At 54.4% G+C, this 18,201-nt stretch carries 18 protein-coding genes; 9 read left to right on the forward strand and 9 right to left on the reverse strand.

Annotation, left to right across the window (positions count from 1 at the left end; translation table 11 throughout):
• Window positions 1–78: 78 nt before the first annotated feature.
• From ABIE11_RS02855 to ABIE11_RS02865, 3 genes are read right to left on the reverse strand one after another with little or no spacing between them, the layout of a single operon-like run.
• The gene (locus tag ABIE11_RS02855; protein ID WP_429183940.1) at window positions 79–1,377 is read right to left on the reverse strand and encodes an ATP-binding protein; all 1,299 of its coding nucleotides are present in this window, start codon (window positions 1,375–1,377) and stop codon (window positions 79–81) included.
• Window positions 1,374–2,114, reverse strand: a complete 741-nt coding sequence (locus ABIE11_RS02860) for a response regulator (RefSeq protein ID WP_025204193.1) — start codon at window positions 2,112–2,114, stop codon at window positions 1,374–1,376. Before ABIE11_RS02860 ends, ABIE11_RS02855 begins: the two co-directional genes overlap by 4 nt.
• 44 nt (window positions 2,115–2,158) lie before the next feature.
• Entirely contained in the window at window positions 2,159–3,154 is a 996-nt protein-coding gene (locus ABIE11_RS02865) for an alpha/beta fold hydrolase (RefSeq protein ID WP_429183941.1), read from the reverse strand.
• Window positions 3,155–3,438: 284 nt separating this feature from the next.
• Between ABIE11_RS02865 and ABIE11_RS02870 the strand changes: the two genes are divergently transcribed.
• Window positions 3,439–3,726 (forward strand): VF530 family DNA-binding protein, encoded by a 288-nt coding sequence (locus ABIE11_RS02870; protein ID WP_194512432.1) that lies wholly within the window; start codon window positions 3,439–3,441, stop codon window positions 3,724–3,726.
• 6 nt (window positions 3,727–3,732) lie between these two features.
• Window positions 3,733–5,037: a glycoside hydrolase family 10 protein gene (locus ABIE11_RS02875; RefSeq protein WP_181827891.1), complete on the forward strand. Its 1,305-nt coding sequence runs from the start codon at window positions 3,733–3,735 to the stop codon at window positions 5,035–5,037.
• Between the two features lie 7 nt (window positions 5,038–5,044).
• Here the strand turns inward: ABIE11_RS02875 and dsbG are convergent, their stop codons facing one another.
• The 3 genes from dsbG to ABIE11_RS02890 form a co-directional block, all read right to left on the reverse strand.
• Window positions 5,045–5,806 carry a thiol:disulfide interchange protein DsbG gene (dsbG, locus tag ABIE11_RS02880; RefSeq protein ID WP_429183942.1) on the reverse strand — a complete coding sequence of 254 codons (762 nt, stop codon included), beginning with the start codon at window positions 5,804–5,806 and terminating at the stop codon, window positions 5,045–5,047.
• 180 nt (window positions 5,807–5,986) lie between these two features.
• Window positions 5,987–7,201, reverse strand: a complete 1,215-nt coding sequence (locus ABIE11_RS02885; RefSeq protein ID WP_312069032.1) for a diguanylate phosphodiesterase — start codon at window positions 7,199–7,201, stop codon at window positions 5,987–5,989.
• Window positions 7,202–7,383: 182 nt separating this feature from the next.
• Window positions 7,384–8,865: an alpha/beta hydrolase gene (locus tag ABIE11_RS02890; protein WP_429183943.1), complete on the reverse strand. Its 1,482-nt coding sequence runs from the start codon at window positions 8,863–8,865 to the stop codon at window positions 7,384–7,386.
• Window positions 8,866–9,099: 234 nt separating this feature from the next.
• Here ABIE11_RS02890 and ABIE11_RS02895 point away from each other — a divergent pair, with 234 nt between their 5' ends.
• A complete protein-coding gene (locus ABIE11_RS02895; RefSeq protein WP_429183944.1) occupies window positions 9,100–9,918 on the forward strand; it encodes a mannuronate-specific alginate lyase in 819 nt (272 codons plus the stop codon).
• A gap of 26 nt (window positions 9,919–9,944) precedes the next feature.
• Here ABIE11_RS02895 and ABIE11_RS02900 read toward each other — a convergent pair whose 3' ends face one another.
• Together ABIE11_RS02900 and ABIE11_RS02905 are read right to left on the reverse strand one after the other, a co-directional pair.
• Window positions 9,945–10,373, reverse strand: coding sequence for an OsmC family protein (locus tag ABIE11_RS02900; RefSeq protein ID WP_100780129.1), 429 nt, complete (start codon window positions 10,371–10,373; stop codon window positions 9,945–9,947).
• An 87-nt stretch (window positions 10,374–10,460) separates the two neighbouring features.
• Entirely contained in the window at window positions 10,461–11,342 is an 882-nt protein-coding gene (locus ABIE11_RS02905) for a LysR family transcriptional regulator (protein ID WP_181827895.1), read from the reverse strand.
• Window positions 11,343–11,455: 113 nt separating this feature from the next.
• On the opposite strand from ABIE11_RS02905, the gene ABIE11_RS02910 reads away from it, so the two are divergent.
• The 6 genes from ABIE11_RS02910 to ABIE11_RS02935 all read left to right on the forward strand — a co-directional run bounded on the left by ABIE11_RS02910 (window position 11,456) and on the right by ABIE11_RS02935 (window position 17,390).
• On the forward strand, window positions 11,456–12,307 hold the full coding sequence (locus ABIE11_RS02910) for a Vmh family MBL fold metallo-hydrolase (RefSeq protein ID WP_429184264.1): 852 nt from the start codon (window positions 11,456–11,458) through the stop codon (window positions 12,305–12,307).
• Between the two features lie 51 nt (window positions 12,308–12,358).
• Entirely contained in the window at window positions 12,359–12,880 is a 522-nt protein-coding gene (locus ABIE11_RS02915; RefSeq protein ID WP_429183945.1) for a VOC family protein, read from the forward strand.
• A 139-nt stretch (window positions 12,881–13,019) separates the two neighbouring features.
• The gene (bdm, locus tag ABIE11_RS02920; protein WP_100780123.1) at window positions 13,020–13,235 is read left to right on the forward strand and encodes a biofilm-dependent modulation protein; all 216 of its coding nucleotides are present in this window, start codon (window positions 13,020–13,022) and stop codon (window positions 13,233–13,235) included.
• A gap of 96 nt (window positions 13,236–13,331) precedes the next feature.
• On the forward strand, window positions 13,332–13,469 hold the full coding sequence (gene sra, locus ABIE11_RS02925; RefSeq protein ID WP_102103745.1) for a stationary-phase-induced ribosome-associated protein: 138 nt from the start codon (window positions 13,332–13,334) through the stop codon (window positions 13,467–13,469).
• Between the two features lie 175 nt (window positions 13,470–13,644).
• Window positions 13,645–15,342 carry an NAD-dependent malic enzyme gene (locus tag ABIE11_RS02930; RefSeq protein WP_102103746.1) on the forward strand — a complete coding sequence of 566 codons (1,698 nt, stop codon included), beginning with the start codon at window positions 13,645–13,647 and terminating at the stop codon, window positions 15,340–15,342.
• Between the two features lie 338 nt (window positions 15,343–15,680).
• On the forward strand, window positions 15,681–17,390 hold the full coding sequence (locus ABIE11_RS02935) for an ABC-F family ATP-binding cassette domain-containing protein (RefSeq protein ID WP_429183946.1): 1,710 nt from the start codon (window positions 15,681–15,683) through the stop codon (window positions 17,388–17,390).
• 37 nt (window positions 17,391–17,427) lie between these two features.
• Here the strand turns inward: ABIE11_RS02935 and ABIE11_RS02940 are convergent, their stop codons facing one another.
• Window positions 17,428–18,027, reverse strand: a complete 600-nt coding sequence (locus tag ABIE11_RS02940) for an inorganic diphosphatase (protein WP_123427881.1) — start codon at window positions 18,025–18,027, stop codon at window positions 17,428–17,430.
• Window positions 18,028–18,201: the final 174 nt, after the last annotated feature.

The raw sequence follows: 18,201 nt of genomic DNA on the forward strand, positions 1-18,201 counted from the left end.
TGTGTTTGGGATGTGTGCAAAAAGGGGCGATTTGTCTGCTCTCGTATCGCTAACGCAACCGGATACAAAACCGTACAATTAGCGACGCGGTAGTGTTACCGTGACCTTCAGCCCGCCTTCAGGCCGGTTTGCCAGCCGCAGTTTCCCGTCAAGCTGCGCGGTCAGCTGTGCGGCAATCGCCAGCCCCAGGCCGGTTCCGCCGGTATCACGGTTACGCGATGTTTCTACCCGATAAAAAGGCTGTAATACCGCGTCGAGTTCAGCATCGGGTATCCCTGGCCCGCCATCCAGAATCTGGATAGCAATGTATCCGGCAGAAGAATCATCAATCTCAATAACGGCATAGCCACCAAACTTAAGCGCGTTATCCAGGAGGTTGGTCATCACCCGGCGAAGTGCCTGCGGCCGAGTCACTATCGGCAGGCGGGTGTCGTTTGCCTGAAACTGCACGTTTTTACCAATGTCCTGATAATCACAGGCAATGCTGTTTACCCAGGCATTCAGCTCCAGCTTTAGTGAGGTTTCCTTCAGAGATTCTGATGACCGGGCATAGGCAATCCCCTCCCGCACCAGACGGGTCATGTTATCGAGGTCGTTCAATAACTTGTCGCGTAACTCGGGTTGATCGGTCATCTCAACGCGCAATTTCATGCGCGTGATGGGCGTCTGCAGATCGTGAGAAATAGATGCCAGGATCTGCGCGCGTTCGCGGAGATAGGATTGAATGCGCGCCTGCATCGCGTTAAAGGCATGCGCGGCTCTTTGCACTTCTACCGGCCCCTTCTCCTTCATTGGTGTGTGTGCCGCCGGGTCAAGCGCTTCAACCGCGCGGGTAAACTGTGAAAAAGGTCGAATCACCTGACGAACGGCGATCAAGGCGCAGGCCGCAAGCAGCAGCAGCTGCAATACCAGCACGACAGGTAACCAGCTGGCGACTGGTGGCATGCGTGGTGTCAGATCGATGGTTAACGGTGCGCCATCGCGTAAGGTGAGATGCGCCTGAATATGGGAAATGGGACCGGGAACGGCGGTAAACGTGAGCGGATGATCAGCCGCAAGGGTCTCTTTTAGCGTTCGAATGGCATCGCGTGAACGCTTATCCTCAGGCGGTGCGCCCGGTTCTCCTGGCCCAAGAATATAGCGATAGTTACCGCGCTCAAGCCGCGGCAGCCAGGCTTCCCGCTCCTGAACGGGAAGCCTGTCAAGAATGGCCACGCTGGTGGCAACATCGTTTTCCAGATTACCCAGCATTACGGTGCGGGCGCTGTGCATGCGTTCAACCATCACCAGCGTCAGGCTGAGGGTATTGGCCAGTAAGAGTCCAGCCAGCACAATGACCAACAGCCGGGACAACAACGAGCGTGGCCAAAGCGTCATTCATTGGCCTCTTTTATGGTCACCGGCATTGTAAAAACATAGCCTTCACTGCGTACGGTCTTTATATAGGCCGGCGTGCGGGCATCTTCATTCAGACGCTGACGAACCCGGCTCACCAGCAGATCAATCGATCGTTCAAAAAGCTCGGCATCGCGCCCCTGGGTCAGATTGAGCAGTTGATCCCGGGTCAGGACGCGCTGAGGGTGATCGAGGAACACGCGCAGCAAACGATATTCCGCCCCGCTGAGCGCCACCACCATCCCTTCACTGTCGATTAAATGACGGGCCACGGTGTCCAGCTGCCATTCACCGAACGTGACCAGTCGCCCGGCCTCTGTCACCTGTAAATTGGGGGGCATTGTGCGGAAACGACGTAAAATGGCTTTTATCCGCGCGAGTAACTCGCGTGCAACAAAAGGCTTCACGACGTAATCGTCTGCGCCCATCTCTAGCCCCAGGATCCGGTCTGTTTCTTCGTTACGCGCCGTGAGCATCAGAATGGGCAAGTCTTTATGTTTACCGCTTCGGAGCTGGCGACACAACGTTAATCCGTCATCGCCGGGCATCATGACATCCAGCACCACAAGATCAATATGCTGTTTATCAAGCACAACTCGCATCTCTTTGCCATTTGCCGCGCCAGAGGCGCGATATCCGGACTTGACGAGGTAGTCGACAATCAGCTCACGAATATCCCTGTCGTCATCGACGACAAGGATATGATCAATATGCTCCACAGTAATCTCCAGACTGAAGGGTAACGTATTGAAAATAGCACGTTTCAGAGGTTATCTGCGTCAACAACTGCGTTAACGAAATCCTGCGGATCTTCCTGCGGTGGATTGTGACCTACGGTTTTGCCAAAGGTACGGTGTTCATATTTACCGGTGAATTTCCCAGCGTAGGCCTGTGGAGCAGGATGCGGCGCCCCGTTGTTTCCGCCTTCGATGGTGATCGTCGGGACGGTAATATTCGGAAGCGTTGCCAGTTTTTGCTCATAGCTGTCGTATTTGCGCTCCCCTTTTTCCAGCCCTAAACGCCAGCGATAGTTACTGAGCGTCACCGCGACATGGTCCGGGTTATCAAGGGATTTTGCACTGGCGTCAAACGTTGCATCGCTAAATTTCCAGTCAGGTGATGCCTGAGACCAGATCAAACGGGCGAAGTCATGGGTGTTTTTGGCATAGCCCTCAGCGCCACGTTCAGTAGCGAAATAGAACTGATACCACCATTGTACTTCTGCTTTCGGCGGTAAGGGTTGTTTGCCAATCTGCTGGCTACTGATCAGGTATCCACTGACGGAGACCAGCGATTTAACGCGTTCTGGCCACAGCGCCGCGACGATGTCCGCCGTACGGGCACCCCAGTCGTATCCTGCAAAAACGGCCTGCTTAATGTTCAGGGCATCCATCAGATTCACAACGTCTTTCGCCATGGCCGAAGGCTGGCCGTTACGCGGCGTTTTATCTGAGAGGAAACGGGTAGTTCCGTAGCCACGTAGAGACGGCACAATCACCCGATATCCTTTGGCTGCAAGCGTGGGAGCGACTTGCGCATAACTATGAATATCGTAGGGCCAGCCGTGTAATAAAATGATCGGTTGACCATTTTTCGGCCCGATGTCGACATAACCGACGTTAAGGTCGCCGGCGTTAATCTGCTGAGGATGATCAAAAGCCGTCGCGAAATCAGTACCGGTTGCTTCGGCCTGACAGGATATGACGGTACCAAGAGAAACGGTTAACGCCAGAGTTGAGTATGCGAGTTTGCTGAACATGTTGTTATCTCCGATTGAGTACGATTCACGGGGATATAACAACATCGGTTTGTATAACGGGTATGTGCGAATGGGCCTTTATTGCAAGCCTGTGTATGTATCAGAGACGTTGATACAGTGTGATACAAAAACAGGTCATTGCGTCTTAACGCGAGACGCGATAACGAACATAATCGTCGGCTTTGCCAATGCGAAAAGCCCCTGGATTGTTTGCCGATAACCGGACTTTCTTGTACCCTTCCCTTGCACTCCTTGACGACTCACAGCAGAAACCGGACTTCACTATGGCAGCTCATATTTCCAAAGATCCTTTGCATGGCGTAACGCTTGAAATGCAAGTCAACGCACTGGTTGCCCGTTACGGTTGGGTTCAGTTGGGCAAACTGATCAACATTAACTGTTTTAAAAGCGACCCTAGCGTTAAATCGAGTCTGAAGTTTTTGCGTCGTACTCCCTGGGCACGTGCTGAAGTTGAAGCCCTGTATCTGGACTCGCTGGACGATGCGGCACCTGAAGAATCTGACTCGCTTCATGATGACCCTTGGGCTAACAGCCGACTGAAAAAGAGTTAACATCAGATGCCCTTACACGTTAAACGTTCTGGCGCACTTATTCTTCTCGCGCTGCTGCTCGCCAGCTGCTCATCCAAACCGCCGGTTTCCTTAGTCACCCCGCTTCCGCCGGTGACCAAACATCCACTGCCTGATAAATCACGTGACCATGGCCCGATGCGCGGCATTTGGCTTGCTACCGTGTCTCGTCTCGACTGGCCGCCGGTCTCCTCCGTCAATATCAGCAACCCGGCCACCCGCAACAGCGTGCAGCAAAAAGCGCTGACCGATAAGCTCGATAAACTGAAAAGCCTCGGTATCAACACGGTATTTTTCCAGGTCAAACCGGATGGCACGGCGCTGTGGCCGTCAAAGATTTTACCCTGGTCTGACACGCTCACCGGACACGTCGGACAAGATCCAGGCTACGACCCGTTGATGTTTATGCTCGACGAGGCGCACAAGCGCGGTATGAAAGTTCACGCCTGGTTTAACCCTTACCGGGTCACGACCAATACTAAACCGAGCACGGTTGCGGAACTGAATCGCACGATTTCGCTCAATCCGGCCAGCGTGTTTGTTCTGCATCGCGACTGGATCCGCACCGCCAGCGATCGCTACGTGCTCGACCCGGGTATTCCTGAAGCCCGCGACTGGATCACCAGTATTGTGGCCGAAGTCGTTTCACGTTATCCGGTCGATGGTGTGCAGTTCGATGACTATTTCTACACCGAAACGCCAGGCTCGACGCTCAATGACTACCAGACGTTCCAGAAATATGGTGCCGGGTTTGCGTCCAAAGCCGACTGGCGCCGACACAACACCCAGCAGCTAATTGAACAAGTTTCGCGCTCGATCAAGCAGCTGAATCCCGGCGTCGAATTTGGCGTCAGCCCTGCGGGCGTCTGGCGTAATCGCTCCCACGATCCGTTAGGATCCGAAACGTCCGGTGCAGCAGCCTATGACGAAGCCTTTGCCGATACCCGTCTTTGGGTGAAGCAAGGTCTCCTGGATTATATTGCCCCTCAGGTTTACTGGCCCTTCTCACGCAAAGCCGCGCGTTATGATGTGCTGGCAAAATGGTGGGCAGACGTCGTAAAGCCGACCAACACGCGCCTTTATATTGGTGTCGCGCTGTATAAAGTGGGTGAACGATCTAAAAATGAACCAGACTGGACCGTTAATGGCGGTGTGCCGGAGCTGAAAAAACAGCTCGATTTGAACGAATCGGTACCGCACATCGACGGTACGATTCTGTTCAGAGAGGACTATCTCAACCAGCCGCAGGCGCAGGAAGCGGTCAGCTACATCAAAACTCGCTGGGGTTCGTGAACCCCGGCTAGTCGGGTTTTGGACCGAACATTTCCAGTAATTGCTTTTGATCGGGCATCCCGACCACCTGCTGCAACTCGTTTCGGTCATTCATGTAATAGATTGCGGGCGTAGCGTTTGCGCCTAGCTCATCCATCAATTTCTGGTGCTGCTGGAGCAAATTAAAGGTCTCTCGCGATGAGGTGCCTTTCAGCTCCGGCAGAATTTTACCGCCGGAGAGTTCATACTCTTTCCATGCCGCGACCGGATCGGCTGCATTCAGAATGGCTGTTGCATTTGGGCCACTTTTCGGATTCAAAAACGCCACCAGCAGCGTATTTAACTGCACTTTCCCGGCTTTTACCCACGGCTGGGCTTCGGCCCAGAATTTTTTGCAGTACGGGCAGAACGGATCGGCAAAAACATACACCTTCCGGGGAGCCGTCTGTGCGCCCTCTTTCAACGGCTGCGTTTTGTTGAGCGTATCCCACATCTGACGGCCTAACGGGATGTAAATCTCTTTCTGGAAATAGGCTTCGCTGATGTTTTTTCCTTTATCATCATAAAGATAACCAGAGATAATATGTTTCCCGTCAGGCGTCATAAACAGCGTGACTCCCATGTCCTGATACTGCCCGATCCAGCTTTTTACTCCGCCGGGAGCATCAATTTCTTTGATATTATGAATGCCCTGCTGCTCGCCAAACTGCTTCACAATCGGCGGAATATCGCTGGCTGCCATGGCCAGCGCGGGAATAAACCATGTGGTCATAAGAAGAAGATTGCGCATAACACACCTGTAAAAAGAAGACGCACCGATAATAGACCATAACGATGGATATCCCCTTACCTGGTGTGTAAGGTTTTGTCTTTGTCACTTTTTTCCTGAACCAATAAGCGCCAGTCCCCTTCTCACAACCAGGCGTTTATATGCGCGGAGAGAAAAATTTCACCTTTCGGGTAGAAAGCGTTAATGCGTCATCAGTGGCCAGTGAATATCCCCGACACCGTTGAGCTGCGGACGGGAGAACAGGAAGCCCTGGAAACGTCTGATCCCGGCCGATTCCAGCCAGCACCACTCTTCCATCTTCTCGATACCTTCTGCCACCAGCGTAATTTCCAGATCGGTACAGCAGCTGACAATCGATTTCACGATCGCCTGCTTCGGGCCGCTGAGGTGAATATCGCTGACAATTTCCCGATCAATTTTGATCTTATCCGGCTGGAATTTGGTGAGCAGCGACAGCCCGGCATACCCCGAACCGAAATCGTCAATAGCCAGACCGATCCCCGCCGCCCGCAGTTGTTTGATGGCGCTATTGAACTGTTTAAAGCCGGAAATCATCTCGTTTTCCGTCACTTCCACCACCACTTGCTCAGGCAGAAGGTGGTGTTTCGCTATATTTTCCAGCAGGAAACTCACCGCATCGGGCACATTGATTAGTGAGCCAGGCAGCAGATTGATGGCGATCTTATGACTGCCAATACCGATTTTTTCTGCCAGCGCAAAGACATAGGCTTTGGTCTGAAGATCGATTTCATAGAGTTTGTCAGGATGAATGGCGTTAAAGAATCGCTCCGGACTTCCCCCGTCATTGCCGCGAATCAGCGCCTCCAGGGAGGTGATTTTCCCCTCGGAAGGCTCAACAATCGGCTGGAAAGCAAACTGGCATATCTGGTTTGTCATTAACCCCTCGACGCCTCGTCCAAAAGGCGCCAGTTCTGATTCCAGTTTCCAGCTTTCGGGGCGAAATGCATCGTTCGCACCAGGCTGCTTTTTATGCGTGATAAAACGCTGAATGAATTTAAATACCCGATCTTCAGAAGTGAGGTAGCTTTCGAGTTTGCTGTAGCGCAGCACCGATTGCAGCACGGATTTTGGCGTATCTACCTGCAGGTCGAACAGCAGCATGCCAACGTTTTCGAAGCGGCGGCGTGGCCCGTAGTCGCGCATCAGCTCCACAACGCCGTTATGCCGTTTGTCAGCCCGGATTTTCTGGAAAAGCGCAACGACGTTCTCTTCTTTCCCCTCAAGGATTTGCAGAAACTCCGCGCCGTTAAACAGCAGAATGCCGGTAATGTTTAGCCCGGCATTACGCTGTTTTGCTTTTTCGACCAGTGAAATGAGCTCGAATGGTTCACAGGATGAATTTAACTGGCTTCGATAAATGAGTGTAGTCAGCACGGTAAGTCAGTCTCGCCATGATAATTTCGCCTTTAAGCGATTGTTTATCATAATTTATAGCCGCCGACTAATAATATTGCCTCAACAAATCATTTTCAGATTTTTTAGTGCAAACATAACCAGCCCAAATGTAGTAATTGTTACTTCGCCCTCTTTTATCCCCGCAAGGGGATATTTGCCGTTTATCCCTTTGCGGGGATAATTCGCTGATTAATCCGCTCCAGCATGTAGCTATAAAAAGGATTCGAGGTCACGCGCATCAGCGAATCCATCCCTACCACCAGCACCGAGGTTTCGCCGCGCAGGGCAATATTTCCCAGGTTGATACCGTAATGGTGCGGATTCACAGGCTCGCTGCCGTACAGATCGTCCGTTGGCGGGAACGGAATCGCCACATGCGATAAGGAGTAGAGATCGCGCGGATACGGCGTCGTGAGTGGTTGAACGTTATCATTTACCGCCCCGGGCGCCGTGGTGCGGGCTTCAGTGTTTAACGTCTGCGCCGAGGCATTGCTCACCACCGTGATCGCGAAGCGGCGCGGCGCAGTCGGCAGCAGCCCATTCACCGCCACATACGAACCCGGCCTGAACAGCGGGCGCAGCGTGCTCGCCTGGTTGATATCGAATATGACCAGCTCGCTTCCGTTCTCCGGCAGCAGATTAAAGAGCGAATCGACCACCCCGCGCGTGCTGACGGTGGAATCCATCACCGACTGGAATGCCAGCACCGGCGGGAACGAGGTCAGTTTGTTCTGGCGCACCTGATTGTTAAGCTGCTTTTGCAAAGCCTGGGTTAACTGCCAGGACTGGCGCGCAGCATTCACCGGAAAGGAGTTGTATTTAAACGGATTATATTCGGGCAGAACGCTGAGCCACGCCGCTTTGGCAAACGACGGCAACAGCGCGGGTAACCCCGCCAGACCGGCAAAACGCGCAAATGCGTGGACGCGGATCATCGGAGACAGCAGGATCAGCTGTTGCGGTTTGCGAAGACGGGGATCGTCATTGGCGTCGAGGGCATATTTCATCGCCAGCGCCCCGCCGTTGGAATAGCCCACCAGATGCAGAGGCACATCGCTGCCCGCAAGACGCGTGGCTTCGCGAACCGCCATACGCGCCACGGCCAGCCACGCTTCCCAGTCGACATTCGTTAGCGCACCCGGTGCCGTACCGTGTCCGGGCAAGCGTGGCGCAACGGCCACAAACCCGCGCTGTTGATAATCAACGGCGATACTGCGTACGCTATAGGGCGAATCCGTCAGCCCGTGCAACAGCACAACGGCGCCTTGCGGTTTACCTTCCGGCATCAGCACAAACGAACGATTGCCGTCATCGGGAAACTGCCCCGGCCACATAGGGCTGTGACGATAATAACGGTTCAGCGGCGTCTGATCCGCTTTATCCAGTTTGTCCGTCACCTCTGTTTGCAGATCGTGGAAAATCGCCGTTTCGCGCGTCAGATAATCACTGAAACTGGCGCGATCAACCTCCTTCACAGACATCTCGTGCGCCGTCCAGGTATGCCAGGGATGCAGCGCCGGGCCGGTTTCGGTCTTATAGACCCGCACCGCCAGCAGCACGATCAGCACAATTCCCAGCACCATAGCGGCACGTTTCATCAATGCCCACACACGCACCCGTATCCGCCACGGCAGATTAGCCATTCCCGTCTCTCTTTCTGTAAAAAATAAGGACCTATCTTAAAAGAGATAACGCACGATGCCAAAAGTGCAATCCTGGCGTACAGTCATTTGATGCGTCTGACACTTATTCTGCTGCTTCTGCCCATGTCTGTTTTTTCGGCGCCGCTCGTGCCGCCCCCCGGTTTTGTCAAAGCCCAGCCGCACAGACTGCAAGGCAAATGTGTTCCTCTCCCCGCGCCGTACACCGGCAATCTTGTGTTTCGCAGCAAATACGACGGGTCTGACAGCGCTCGCGCGACGCTAAACCCGCAGGCGGAAAGCGACTTTCGCACCCAGACAAAGGCCATAACCGATTTTGAACGCGGGATTGCCGAAATGGTCTGGCGCTATAAACAGAGCGGCGATGAGAAAACGCGGGAGTGTGTTCTGAATGGCTTTACGAGCTGGGCAAACGCCGGGGCGTTAACCTCGACGCAAACCAACCACACCGGGCGGTCGATGCGTAAATGGGCGCTGGCGACGCTCGCCACCAGTTGGATTGAACTGAACGCACCGGCAAAAGACGATGGTGCGACGACGCGTTGGCTGTCTTTGCTTGCCGATCAGGTGAGAGAGGACTGGGACGGTCTGCCCCTTTCTAAAACCAATAATCACAGCTACTGGGCCGCATGGTCAGTGATGGCGGCGTCGGTCGCGCTCGATCGCCGGGATCTCTTCGACTGGTCGTTAAAAGAGTACCGCATCGCAGCAAGCCAGATTACCGCGAACGGCATATTACCCAACGAGCAAAAGCGCGGCCCGCGTGCCGTAGCCTATCACCACTATGCCCTTCAGCCGCTGGTCATGATCGCAAGCTTTGCGAAAGCTAATAAGGTGGATATCACCCAGCAAAACCGTGGCGCACTCAAAAGGCTCGCGGGGTATGTCCTGACGCACGATACCCACGATGAGTGGTTAGAGCCGTATTGTGACCTGACGACATGTGACAGCGTCACGCTTGCGCGAAGAGACGGACTGCGCCCAATAAAAAACCGCCGTCTCGGCGGTCAGTTAACGCTCATCTACGCACAATAGCCGGGCGGCGCCCGGCTTTGCAGAGATTAGTTCAGTTTATAATCCAGCGTGATTTCCGCTTTAAGAACCTGAGAGACCGGACATCCGGCTTTCGCCTTCTGGATAATGCCGTCAAACTGCTGCGGCTCAATGCCAGGTACCGTTACCTTGCTTTGCAGCGCGATTTTGGTGATCGCAAAGCCGCCGTCAGTTTTATCCAGCGACACATCTGCCGTGGTATCAATGGAATCCGCGGTGTAACCCGCCTCTCCCAGCATCAGTGACAGCGCCATTGAGAAACAGGCGGCATGCGCTGCGCCAATCAGCTCTTCCGGGTTGGTCCCTTTTTCACCTTCGAAACGGGTATTAAAGCCGTAAGGTTGTTGATTCAGGACGCCGCTTTCCGTAGAAACCGTTCCTTTGCCGCGTTTAATATCGCCAGACCAGTGTGCCGAACCGTGCTTATGAATCGTCATTATTGCTCTCCTTTTGGCTTACAAAGGATTAAGTATAGAACGTCAACACCAATGTGAGAGGAACACGGAACACTCTTAGGCGTTTGCTCACTTCGTCATCAACGACTCGCTCAATGCATCCAGGAATAAGCGCTGGGCCGCAGGCTGATAATCCCTGGACTGATAGATCCCAAAAATGCCGATCGGTTTCGGCGTGAATGCGCTGAGGACGGGAACCAGCTTGCCGCACTCCAGCGCGGGCTGCGCTTCCCACGCCGGCAGCATTGCGATCCCGCAGTGCTGGATGGCGGCCTCCATCAGCAGCGACGAAATACTGGCGCTAAGATTGCCGCTCACCGCAACGGAAACGACCTCTCCCGCGTCGGTGAGAAAATTCCATGACTGTCCGGCAAAAAAGCTGTAATGCAGGCAGTTGTGTTGCGCGAGATCCTCAAGGCTTAGCGGCGCGCCGTGGTTAGCCAGATACTCTGGTGAGGCGCAAAGCACCGAGCGGCACTCACCCAGACGGCGGGCGATCATTCCAGGTTCCGGGTTGTCGGTAATGCGGATCGCCACGTCGATGCGCTCACCCACCAGGCTGACGGGATGATTATTAACGTCCATCTCGACGCGCACTTTGGCATGACGCGTCAGAAAATCTGGCAGCATCGGGGCGACAATCTGCATCGCCGTGAAGTGGGCGCAGGCTACGCGCAGCGTGCCGGACGGCGTTTCGCGGGAGGACTGATCCTCAATCTCCTGCGACAGCCGTGTGAGATTGCGGGTTTTCTGCAGCACCTTTTCCCCTGCGGGCGTCAGCGTCAGCTTACGCGTGGAGCGGTGCACCAGCCGCGTTCCGGCCCATTTCTCCATCTGCTCCAGATAACGGCTCACCATCGGGCGAGAAATGCCCAGCGCGCGGGCCGCCGCGCTGAGACTCCCCAGCTCGCAAATACGGTTATAGACCTGGGCGGCAATCACGCGATCCATTGTTATGACTCCATCTGCTCGATTTATGAAACTAAGCATGTCTTGTTTCAGGAATTCTGGCAAATCGAGAGATCCGTACAATAGAGACTTTCCGACACTACCGAGACAAAATGATGAAGCTCAATCGCCTTGCCCTACTGTGCGCCCTGTTCACACCCGCTGTTTTTGCCGCGTCCTTAACGCTGGATACCTATAACCCACAGGAGAAAGGTATCTTCGCCGTCTCTTCGACGCTGGTTTCCGGGCCGAAAGAGGCCGTGCTGTTCGATGCGCAGTTCAGCGTCAAAGATGGCGAGCAGCTGGTCGAGAAAGTGCGCCGCAGCGGTAAAACCCTCAGCAAGATTGTGATCACCTCCGGCGATCCGGATTTTTACTTCGGCCTTCAGCCACTGGTGAAAGCCTTCCCGAATGCCAAAGTGGTGGCGACCCAGGCGGTGGTGGATCACATCAAGGCCACCAAAGATGCCAAACTGGCCTTCTGGGGGCCGCAGATGAAGGACGGCGCGCCGTCGGAACTGATTGTCCCGCAGGTGATTGCCTCAACCACCTTTATGGTGGACGGTGAGAAAATCGATATCGAGCAGGCAGACAGCTATGCCGCCTACGTGTGGATCCCGTCGGCCAAAGCCATTCTCGGCGGTACGGGCGTTTCGTCCGGCATTCACCTCTGGACGGCAGACACGCAAACCAAAGCCAGCCGCCAGCAGTGGTTGTCCACCCTGGATGAAATGGCCGCGCACAAACCCGAGCGCGTTATCCCGGGCCATTATCTCGGTACCCCGCCAGCCGGTACCGCCGCCATCGATTTTACCCGCACCTACCTGCAGCAGTTTGAGCAGGCTCTCGCGGCGCATAAAGCGTCAACTGGCGTGATCGATACCATGAAAAAACAGTGGCCGGACCTTGCCGAAGTCAGCTCCCTGGAATTGAGCGCGAAGGTCAATACCGGCGAAATGAAGTGGTAACAGGCTAACGGTCTCCTGCTATATTTATTCTTTTTATAGCAGGAGATGATTATGCAACCCTCAGTAAGAGGAATTGACCACATTGGTATTACGGTTCCTGACATTGAACAAGCCACGTTATTTTTTGAGAAAGCGTTCGCAGCAAAAGTGATATATCGTTCAGCAGATCCTGGCAGTGAAAATATTGATGACGAAGCCCAGGAAAATACCTTAAGACTATTTCCAGGGACCAAAGTCCGCGCTATCAGGATGCTGGCAATGCCTCATGGCCCAGGCATTGAACTGTTTGAAATGCACGGCCCAGAACAGCAATCTGCTGCCCGTCCCAGTGATTTTGGCCTGCAACACTTCGCTGTCTATGTCGATGATTTTGCACGTGCCATAGCATGCTTTACCGCCGCGGGCGGCGAGATGTTTACCGAGCCAAAACCCCTTTCATTCCCCGCTGAATGTGGCGAAGGCAATGCCTTTTGCTACGGCAAAACCCCCTGGGGAAGCGTGGTTGAATTGATATCATGGCCGTCCCCGATGCCCTACGAAAAATATACGAATCTGCGTCGCTGGAAACCCTGAGTTAACGAAAAAAACGTTAAATATGATATTTTTATTTCCAGGATGAATCTGAACCACAGCGGGAAGAATATTTGCCATTCTGAATGTGAATTATGAATTGCGTACCGGATTATTAAACAGATAACGACACGGAGGCAGCATGTTTACACATTACTCAGCAAATACTCATTCCGCACAACCGGCCCTGGTGAATGCGATTGAACAGGGCCTGCGCGCCGAGCATGGCGCGGTCACTGAAGATGACATTTTGATGGAACTCACCCGCTGGGTCGAGGCCTCAGATAATGACATCCTCAGTGATATCTACCAGCAGACCATTAACTACGTTGTGAGTGGTCAACATCGCCCCCTGTAAAATACCTGCTATGCTGGATCTGCAACCTAAGGGGTTACATTTCGTTTGCGAGAGCAAACTGGTCCTTAAAACTATCAACAGGATTGAGGAGTTAACATGAAATCGAACCGTCAGGCACGTCACATTCTGGGACTGAACTACAAGCTGTCTAACCAACGTAAAGTGGTGATCGAGGGCAGCAACGAAACGGTAGTCACCCACACGCACGGCAGAAAACGCCACGCAGACAAATAATTCACGTCACTGAATCACGACACCATCGGCAAAACCGATGGTGTTTTTGTTTGTGTGTTGCGGTAATTAACATTTAGCTCCTTTATAATGCCAGTCGACGTCGCCCTGCCAGCAAGCCAGAAAGATGACAATACGCAGTGCCAGGGACGGATATTCAAAAAATCGAGTGAGTGACATGGACAACAAAGCAAAACATCATCGTTCCCTTTATATCCCCTACGCGGGGCCGGTTCTGCTGGAGTTCCCGCTGCTGAATAAAGGCAGCGCCTTCAGCGCGGAAGAGCGCAGCAGTTTTAACCTGCTTGGCCTGCTGCCGGAAGTGGTCGAAACCATCGAAGAGCAAGCCGAACGCGCCTGGATCCAGTACCAGGGCTTCAAAACCGAAATCGACAAACACATCTACCTGCGCAACATCCAGGACACCAACGAAACCCTTTTCTACCGTCTCGTGCAAAATCACCTCGAAGAGATGATGCCGGTGATTTACACCCCGACCGTCGGGGCGGCCTGTGAGCGCTTCTCCGAGATCTACCGTCGTTCGCGCGGCGTGTTTATCTCCTACCAGAACCGCCACAACATGGATGACATTCTGCAAAATGTGCCGAACCACAACATCAAAGTGATCGTGGTGACGGACGGCGAGCGTATTCTGGGCCTCGGCGACCAGGGTATCGGCGGGATGGGTATTCCTATCGGCAAACTTTCGCTCTATACCGCCTGCGGGGGCATCAGCCCGGCGTACACGCTGCCGGTGGTACTGGATGTCGGCACCAATAACCAACAGCTGCTGAACGATCCGCTGTATATGGGCTGGCGCCATCCGCGCGTAACGGACGATGAGTATTATCAGTTCGTCGACGACTTCATCCAGGCCGTAAAACACCGCTGGCCAGACGTGCTGCTGCAGTTCGAAGACTTCGCGCAGAAAAACGCCATGCCGCTGCTCAACCGCTATCGCGATGAGATCTGCTCTTTCAACGATGACATTCAGGGCACCGCAGCGGTGACCGTCGGCACGCTGATCGCCGCCAGCCGCGCGGCAGGCAGCCAGCTGAGCTACCAGAAAATTGTTTTCCTCGGTGCAGGCTCTGCCGGCTGTGGGATCGCAGAACAGATCATCGCGCAAACCCAGCGCGAAGGCTTAAGCGAAGAGCTGGCCCGGTCGCGGGTGTTTATGGTCGATCGCTTCGGTCTGCTGACCGATGGAATGCCAAACCTGCTGCCGTTCCAGACCAAACTGGTGCAGAAACGCGAAAACCTGAAAAACTGGGATACGGATAACGAAGTGCTCTCCCTGCTGGACGTGGTGCGCAACGTGAAGCCGGATATTCTGATCGGCGTTTCGGGGCAAACCGGGCTGTTCACGGAAGAGATCATCCGCGAAATGCACAAACACTGCCCGCGTCCTATCGTGATGCCGCTCTCGAACCCGACCTCTCGCGTCGAAGCCACGCCGCAGGACATCATCGCCTGGACGGAAGGCAATGCGCTGGTCGCGACCGGCAGCCCGTTTGATCCGGTAGTGTGGAAGGACAAAATCTACCCCATCGCGCAGTGCAACAACTCCTATATCTTCCCGGGAATTGGTCTGGGTGTGATCGCATCCGGTGCGTCGCGCATCACGGACGAAATGCTGATGTCTGCCAGCGAAACTCTGGCCAAGCACTCTCCGCTGGTTACCAACGGCGAAGGTCTTGTGCTGCCAGAACTGAAGGATATCCATACCGTATCGCGGGCGATTGCCTTTGCGGTCGGCAAAATGGCGCAGCAACAGGGTGTGGCGGTGAAAACCTCCGCCGATGCATTGCAGCAGGCCATCGACGACAACTTCTGGATGCCGGAATACCGGAACTATCGTCGTACCTCGATTTAAACCTTCCCTCTGTAAGTCGCCGGGTAGCACAACGCCACCCGGCAAACGCCAGGCCCGGTGGCACTCTGCTTGCCGGGCCTGTAAAACCCCGCTACACTCCCTTCATCCATAAACCCACTGAATAAATAAGGAGGCTAATTATGCTGTATAGTGAAATTTTCAATGTTTCACATACATTTGGTGATCGCACCAGCTCAAGCGTTATCGGTATCGTGCTGCGATAACTTCTGCTTGAGCGAAGACACCCACACCTGAATCCCTTCCCTCGGGCTTACTGAGTTATCGTCAGCGATGTTTGACGAGGCATCTCCATGCCTGTAACACTTGAGTAAGCAACAATGAGCACATTACTAACTGCACAATCTCTCCGCGTTGAAACAGCGTTTAACACCCTTTTCGACTCGCTCTCCTTTACCCTGAAAAAAGGCGACCGCATTGGTCTGCTGGGCGATAACGGCTGCGGCAAAAGTACCCTGCTGAAGATCCTCGATGGCACCGAGTCCCCTTCTGTCGGCACGGTGGCGCTCGCCGGCCACTGCCTGATGGCGCGCGTGGAACAGCATCTGCCGGAATCGATTTATTCTCTGTCGATGCTCGACGCCGTGCTGGCGCAACTGCCCGCAGCGGAACGCGACAGCCTGCGCTGGCGCGCCGAAACGTTGCTTGGCGGTATGGGGTTTACCTCACAGGATATGGCCTTACAGTCGTCGACCCTGAGCGGCGGGCAGCACACACGGCTGCTGCTGGCGCGGGCGTTGATCAGCGATCCCGATCTGTTGCTACTGGATGAACCCAGCAACCACCTCGATCTGCCAACCATGCTCTGGCTGGAGCAGTTTTTACAGAACTGGTCCGGCAGCTTTGTGCTGGTGTCCCATGACCAACAGCTGCTCGATGCCGTCACCAACGGCAGCTGGATTTTGCGCGATAAAACGCTGCACAGTTTCGCCCTCCCTTGCTCCGCCGCCCGTCAGGCGCTGGCGGCAAAAGATGAAAGCGATGCCCTGCGGCACAAGGCCGAGCAAAAAGAGATCGACCGCGTTGCGGCCAGCGCCAAACGGCTGGCGACCTGGGGCAAGGTCTACGACAACGAAGATCTCGCCCGCAAAGCGAAACAGATGGAAAAACAGGTCGAACGCCTGAAAGAGAGCCAGACCGATCTCACGGCGGGCAGTCCGTGGACGTTAACACTGCGTGGCGATGCGCTGCGTGCCGACCGGTTGCTGGAGATGACGCATCTTCCCGTCCCTCCGGTGCCCGGCTTGCCCGCGCTGTTTGACGTGGATATCGCGAGGCTTAAGAGCGGCGACCGCGTGGCGATTATGGGCCGTAACGGCTGCGGGAAATCCTCGCTGATGAAGCTTATCTGGCGGCAATTTGTCACAGAACAGTCGACGGATGAACTGAAAATCCATCCCCGCCTGACCCTGGGCTACTACGACCAGACGTTGCATCAGCTGTCGGACGATGCCCCGCTGCTGGAGGCGCTGGAGCCGTTCGCGCCAGACCCGCAGGTGCGCAAAATGGCACTCATCAGCGCCGGTTTTCCGTGGGTGCGCCACGGGCAGAAAGTCAGTACTCTCAGCGGCGGCGAACGTTCTCGCCTGCTGTTTGTCGGCCTGACGCTCGCCCGTTACAGCCTGCTGATGCTTGATGAGCCAACCAACCACCTGGATATGGAAGGCAAAGAGGCGCTGGCCGAAACGCTGCAACAGTTCGAAGGCGGCGTGCTGCTTGTGAGTCACGACAGACAGCTCATCAGCCAGAGCTGTAACCGCTTCTGGCTGATTGAGGACGGCAGGCTCAGCGAATGGCATGACGCCGAAGCAGTGTTTGCGCGTCTGCGGGAAAGCAGCGGATTAACCCCATCTGACGTGTCAGCCAATACAGCGCAATCAGCGCCGACAGAGTTTGACGATCTGCTCGAAAGACTGGTGACGCTTGAGACGCTGCTGGCTGAGGATATGGCGCGTAAGTCGAAGCATCAAAAACCTCAGCTTCAGCAACAGTGGCGCGAGGAGATTGCCCGGCTAGAAGCACAGCTGTAACCCTGCGCCCGGCTGCACGTTCAGCCGGGCCAGTTTATTATTGCGGTGTTTTCGCTTTCCAGGCGTCCCACGCCTGTTTGATTTCCTGCTTCGCGGTCGCGGCATCGTTAAAGCCATTCAGCTCCACTTTTTTACGCCCTTCCGGCAGCTCTTTATAGACGCGGAAAAAGGATTCGAGGCGCTGCACTTCGATTTTCGGCAGATCGCTCAGCTCCTTAATGTCATCATAAGTCGGGTCGATTTTGCTCGCTGGGACAGCCACAATTTTGTCGTCTTTATCCCCGCCATCCACCATCTTCAGCACGCCAATCGCACGCAGTTTAATGAGCGTACCCGGTGCCATCGGCGCGCGGGTGTAGAAAATCACGTCCAGCGGATCGCCATCGCCCGCAAGGGACTGCGTGAGGGAACCATAGTTTGCCGGATAAGCCACCGGCATCGACTGGAAACGATCGGCAATAATAAAACCGGTTTTGGCATCGGTTTCATATTTGATGATACCGCCCGCCGGAATTTCGGTGACGGCATAAAACTCTTCCGGATTATTTTCCGGCTGTGGGAATTCCAGGATATTTTGCGCCTGCACAGAGGCGGAAATAAGAACGCTAACGGCCAGTAAGGTTTTGAACAGCTTCATGTCTTTTAACTCTTCGGTTATTGGGAAGCCAACACGTTACGTTTTCAAGATGACAGAACCATGACGTTTTTCTGTCAGTTTCTCATCCCCACCTGTATTCAGGGCTTGAATGGTTTATTGATGCTTTAATCGCCTGAATGACAACGAAATTATTACATTATGTTGCCCCGCCCT

The organism is Lelliottia sp. 489 (genome assembly GCF_050435885.1).
In the GTDB taxonomy this organism is placed as follows: Bacteria; Pseudomonadota; Gammaproteobacteria; order Enterobacterales; family Enterobacteriaceae; genus Enterobacter; species Enterobacter nimipressuralis.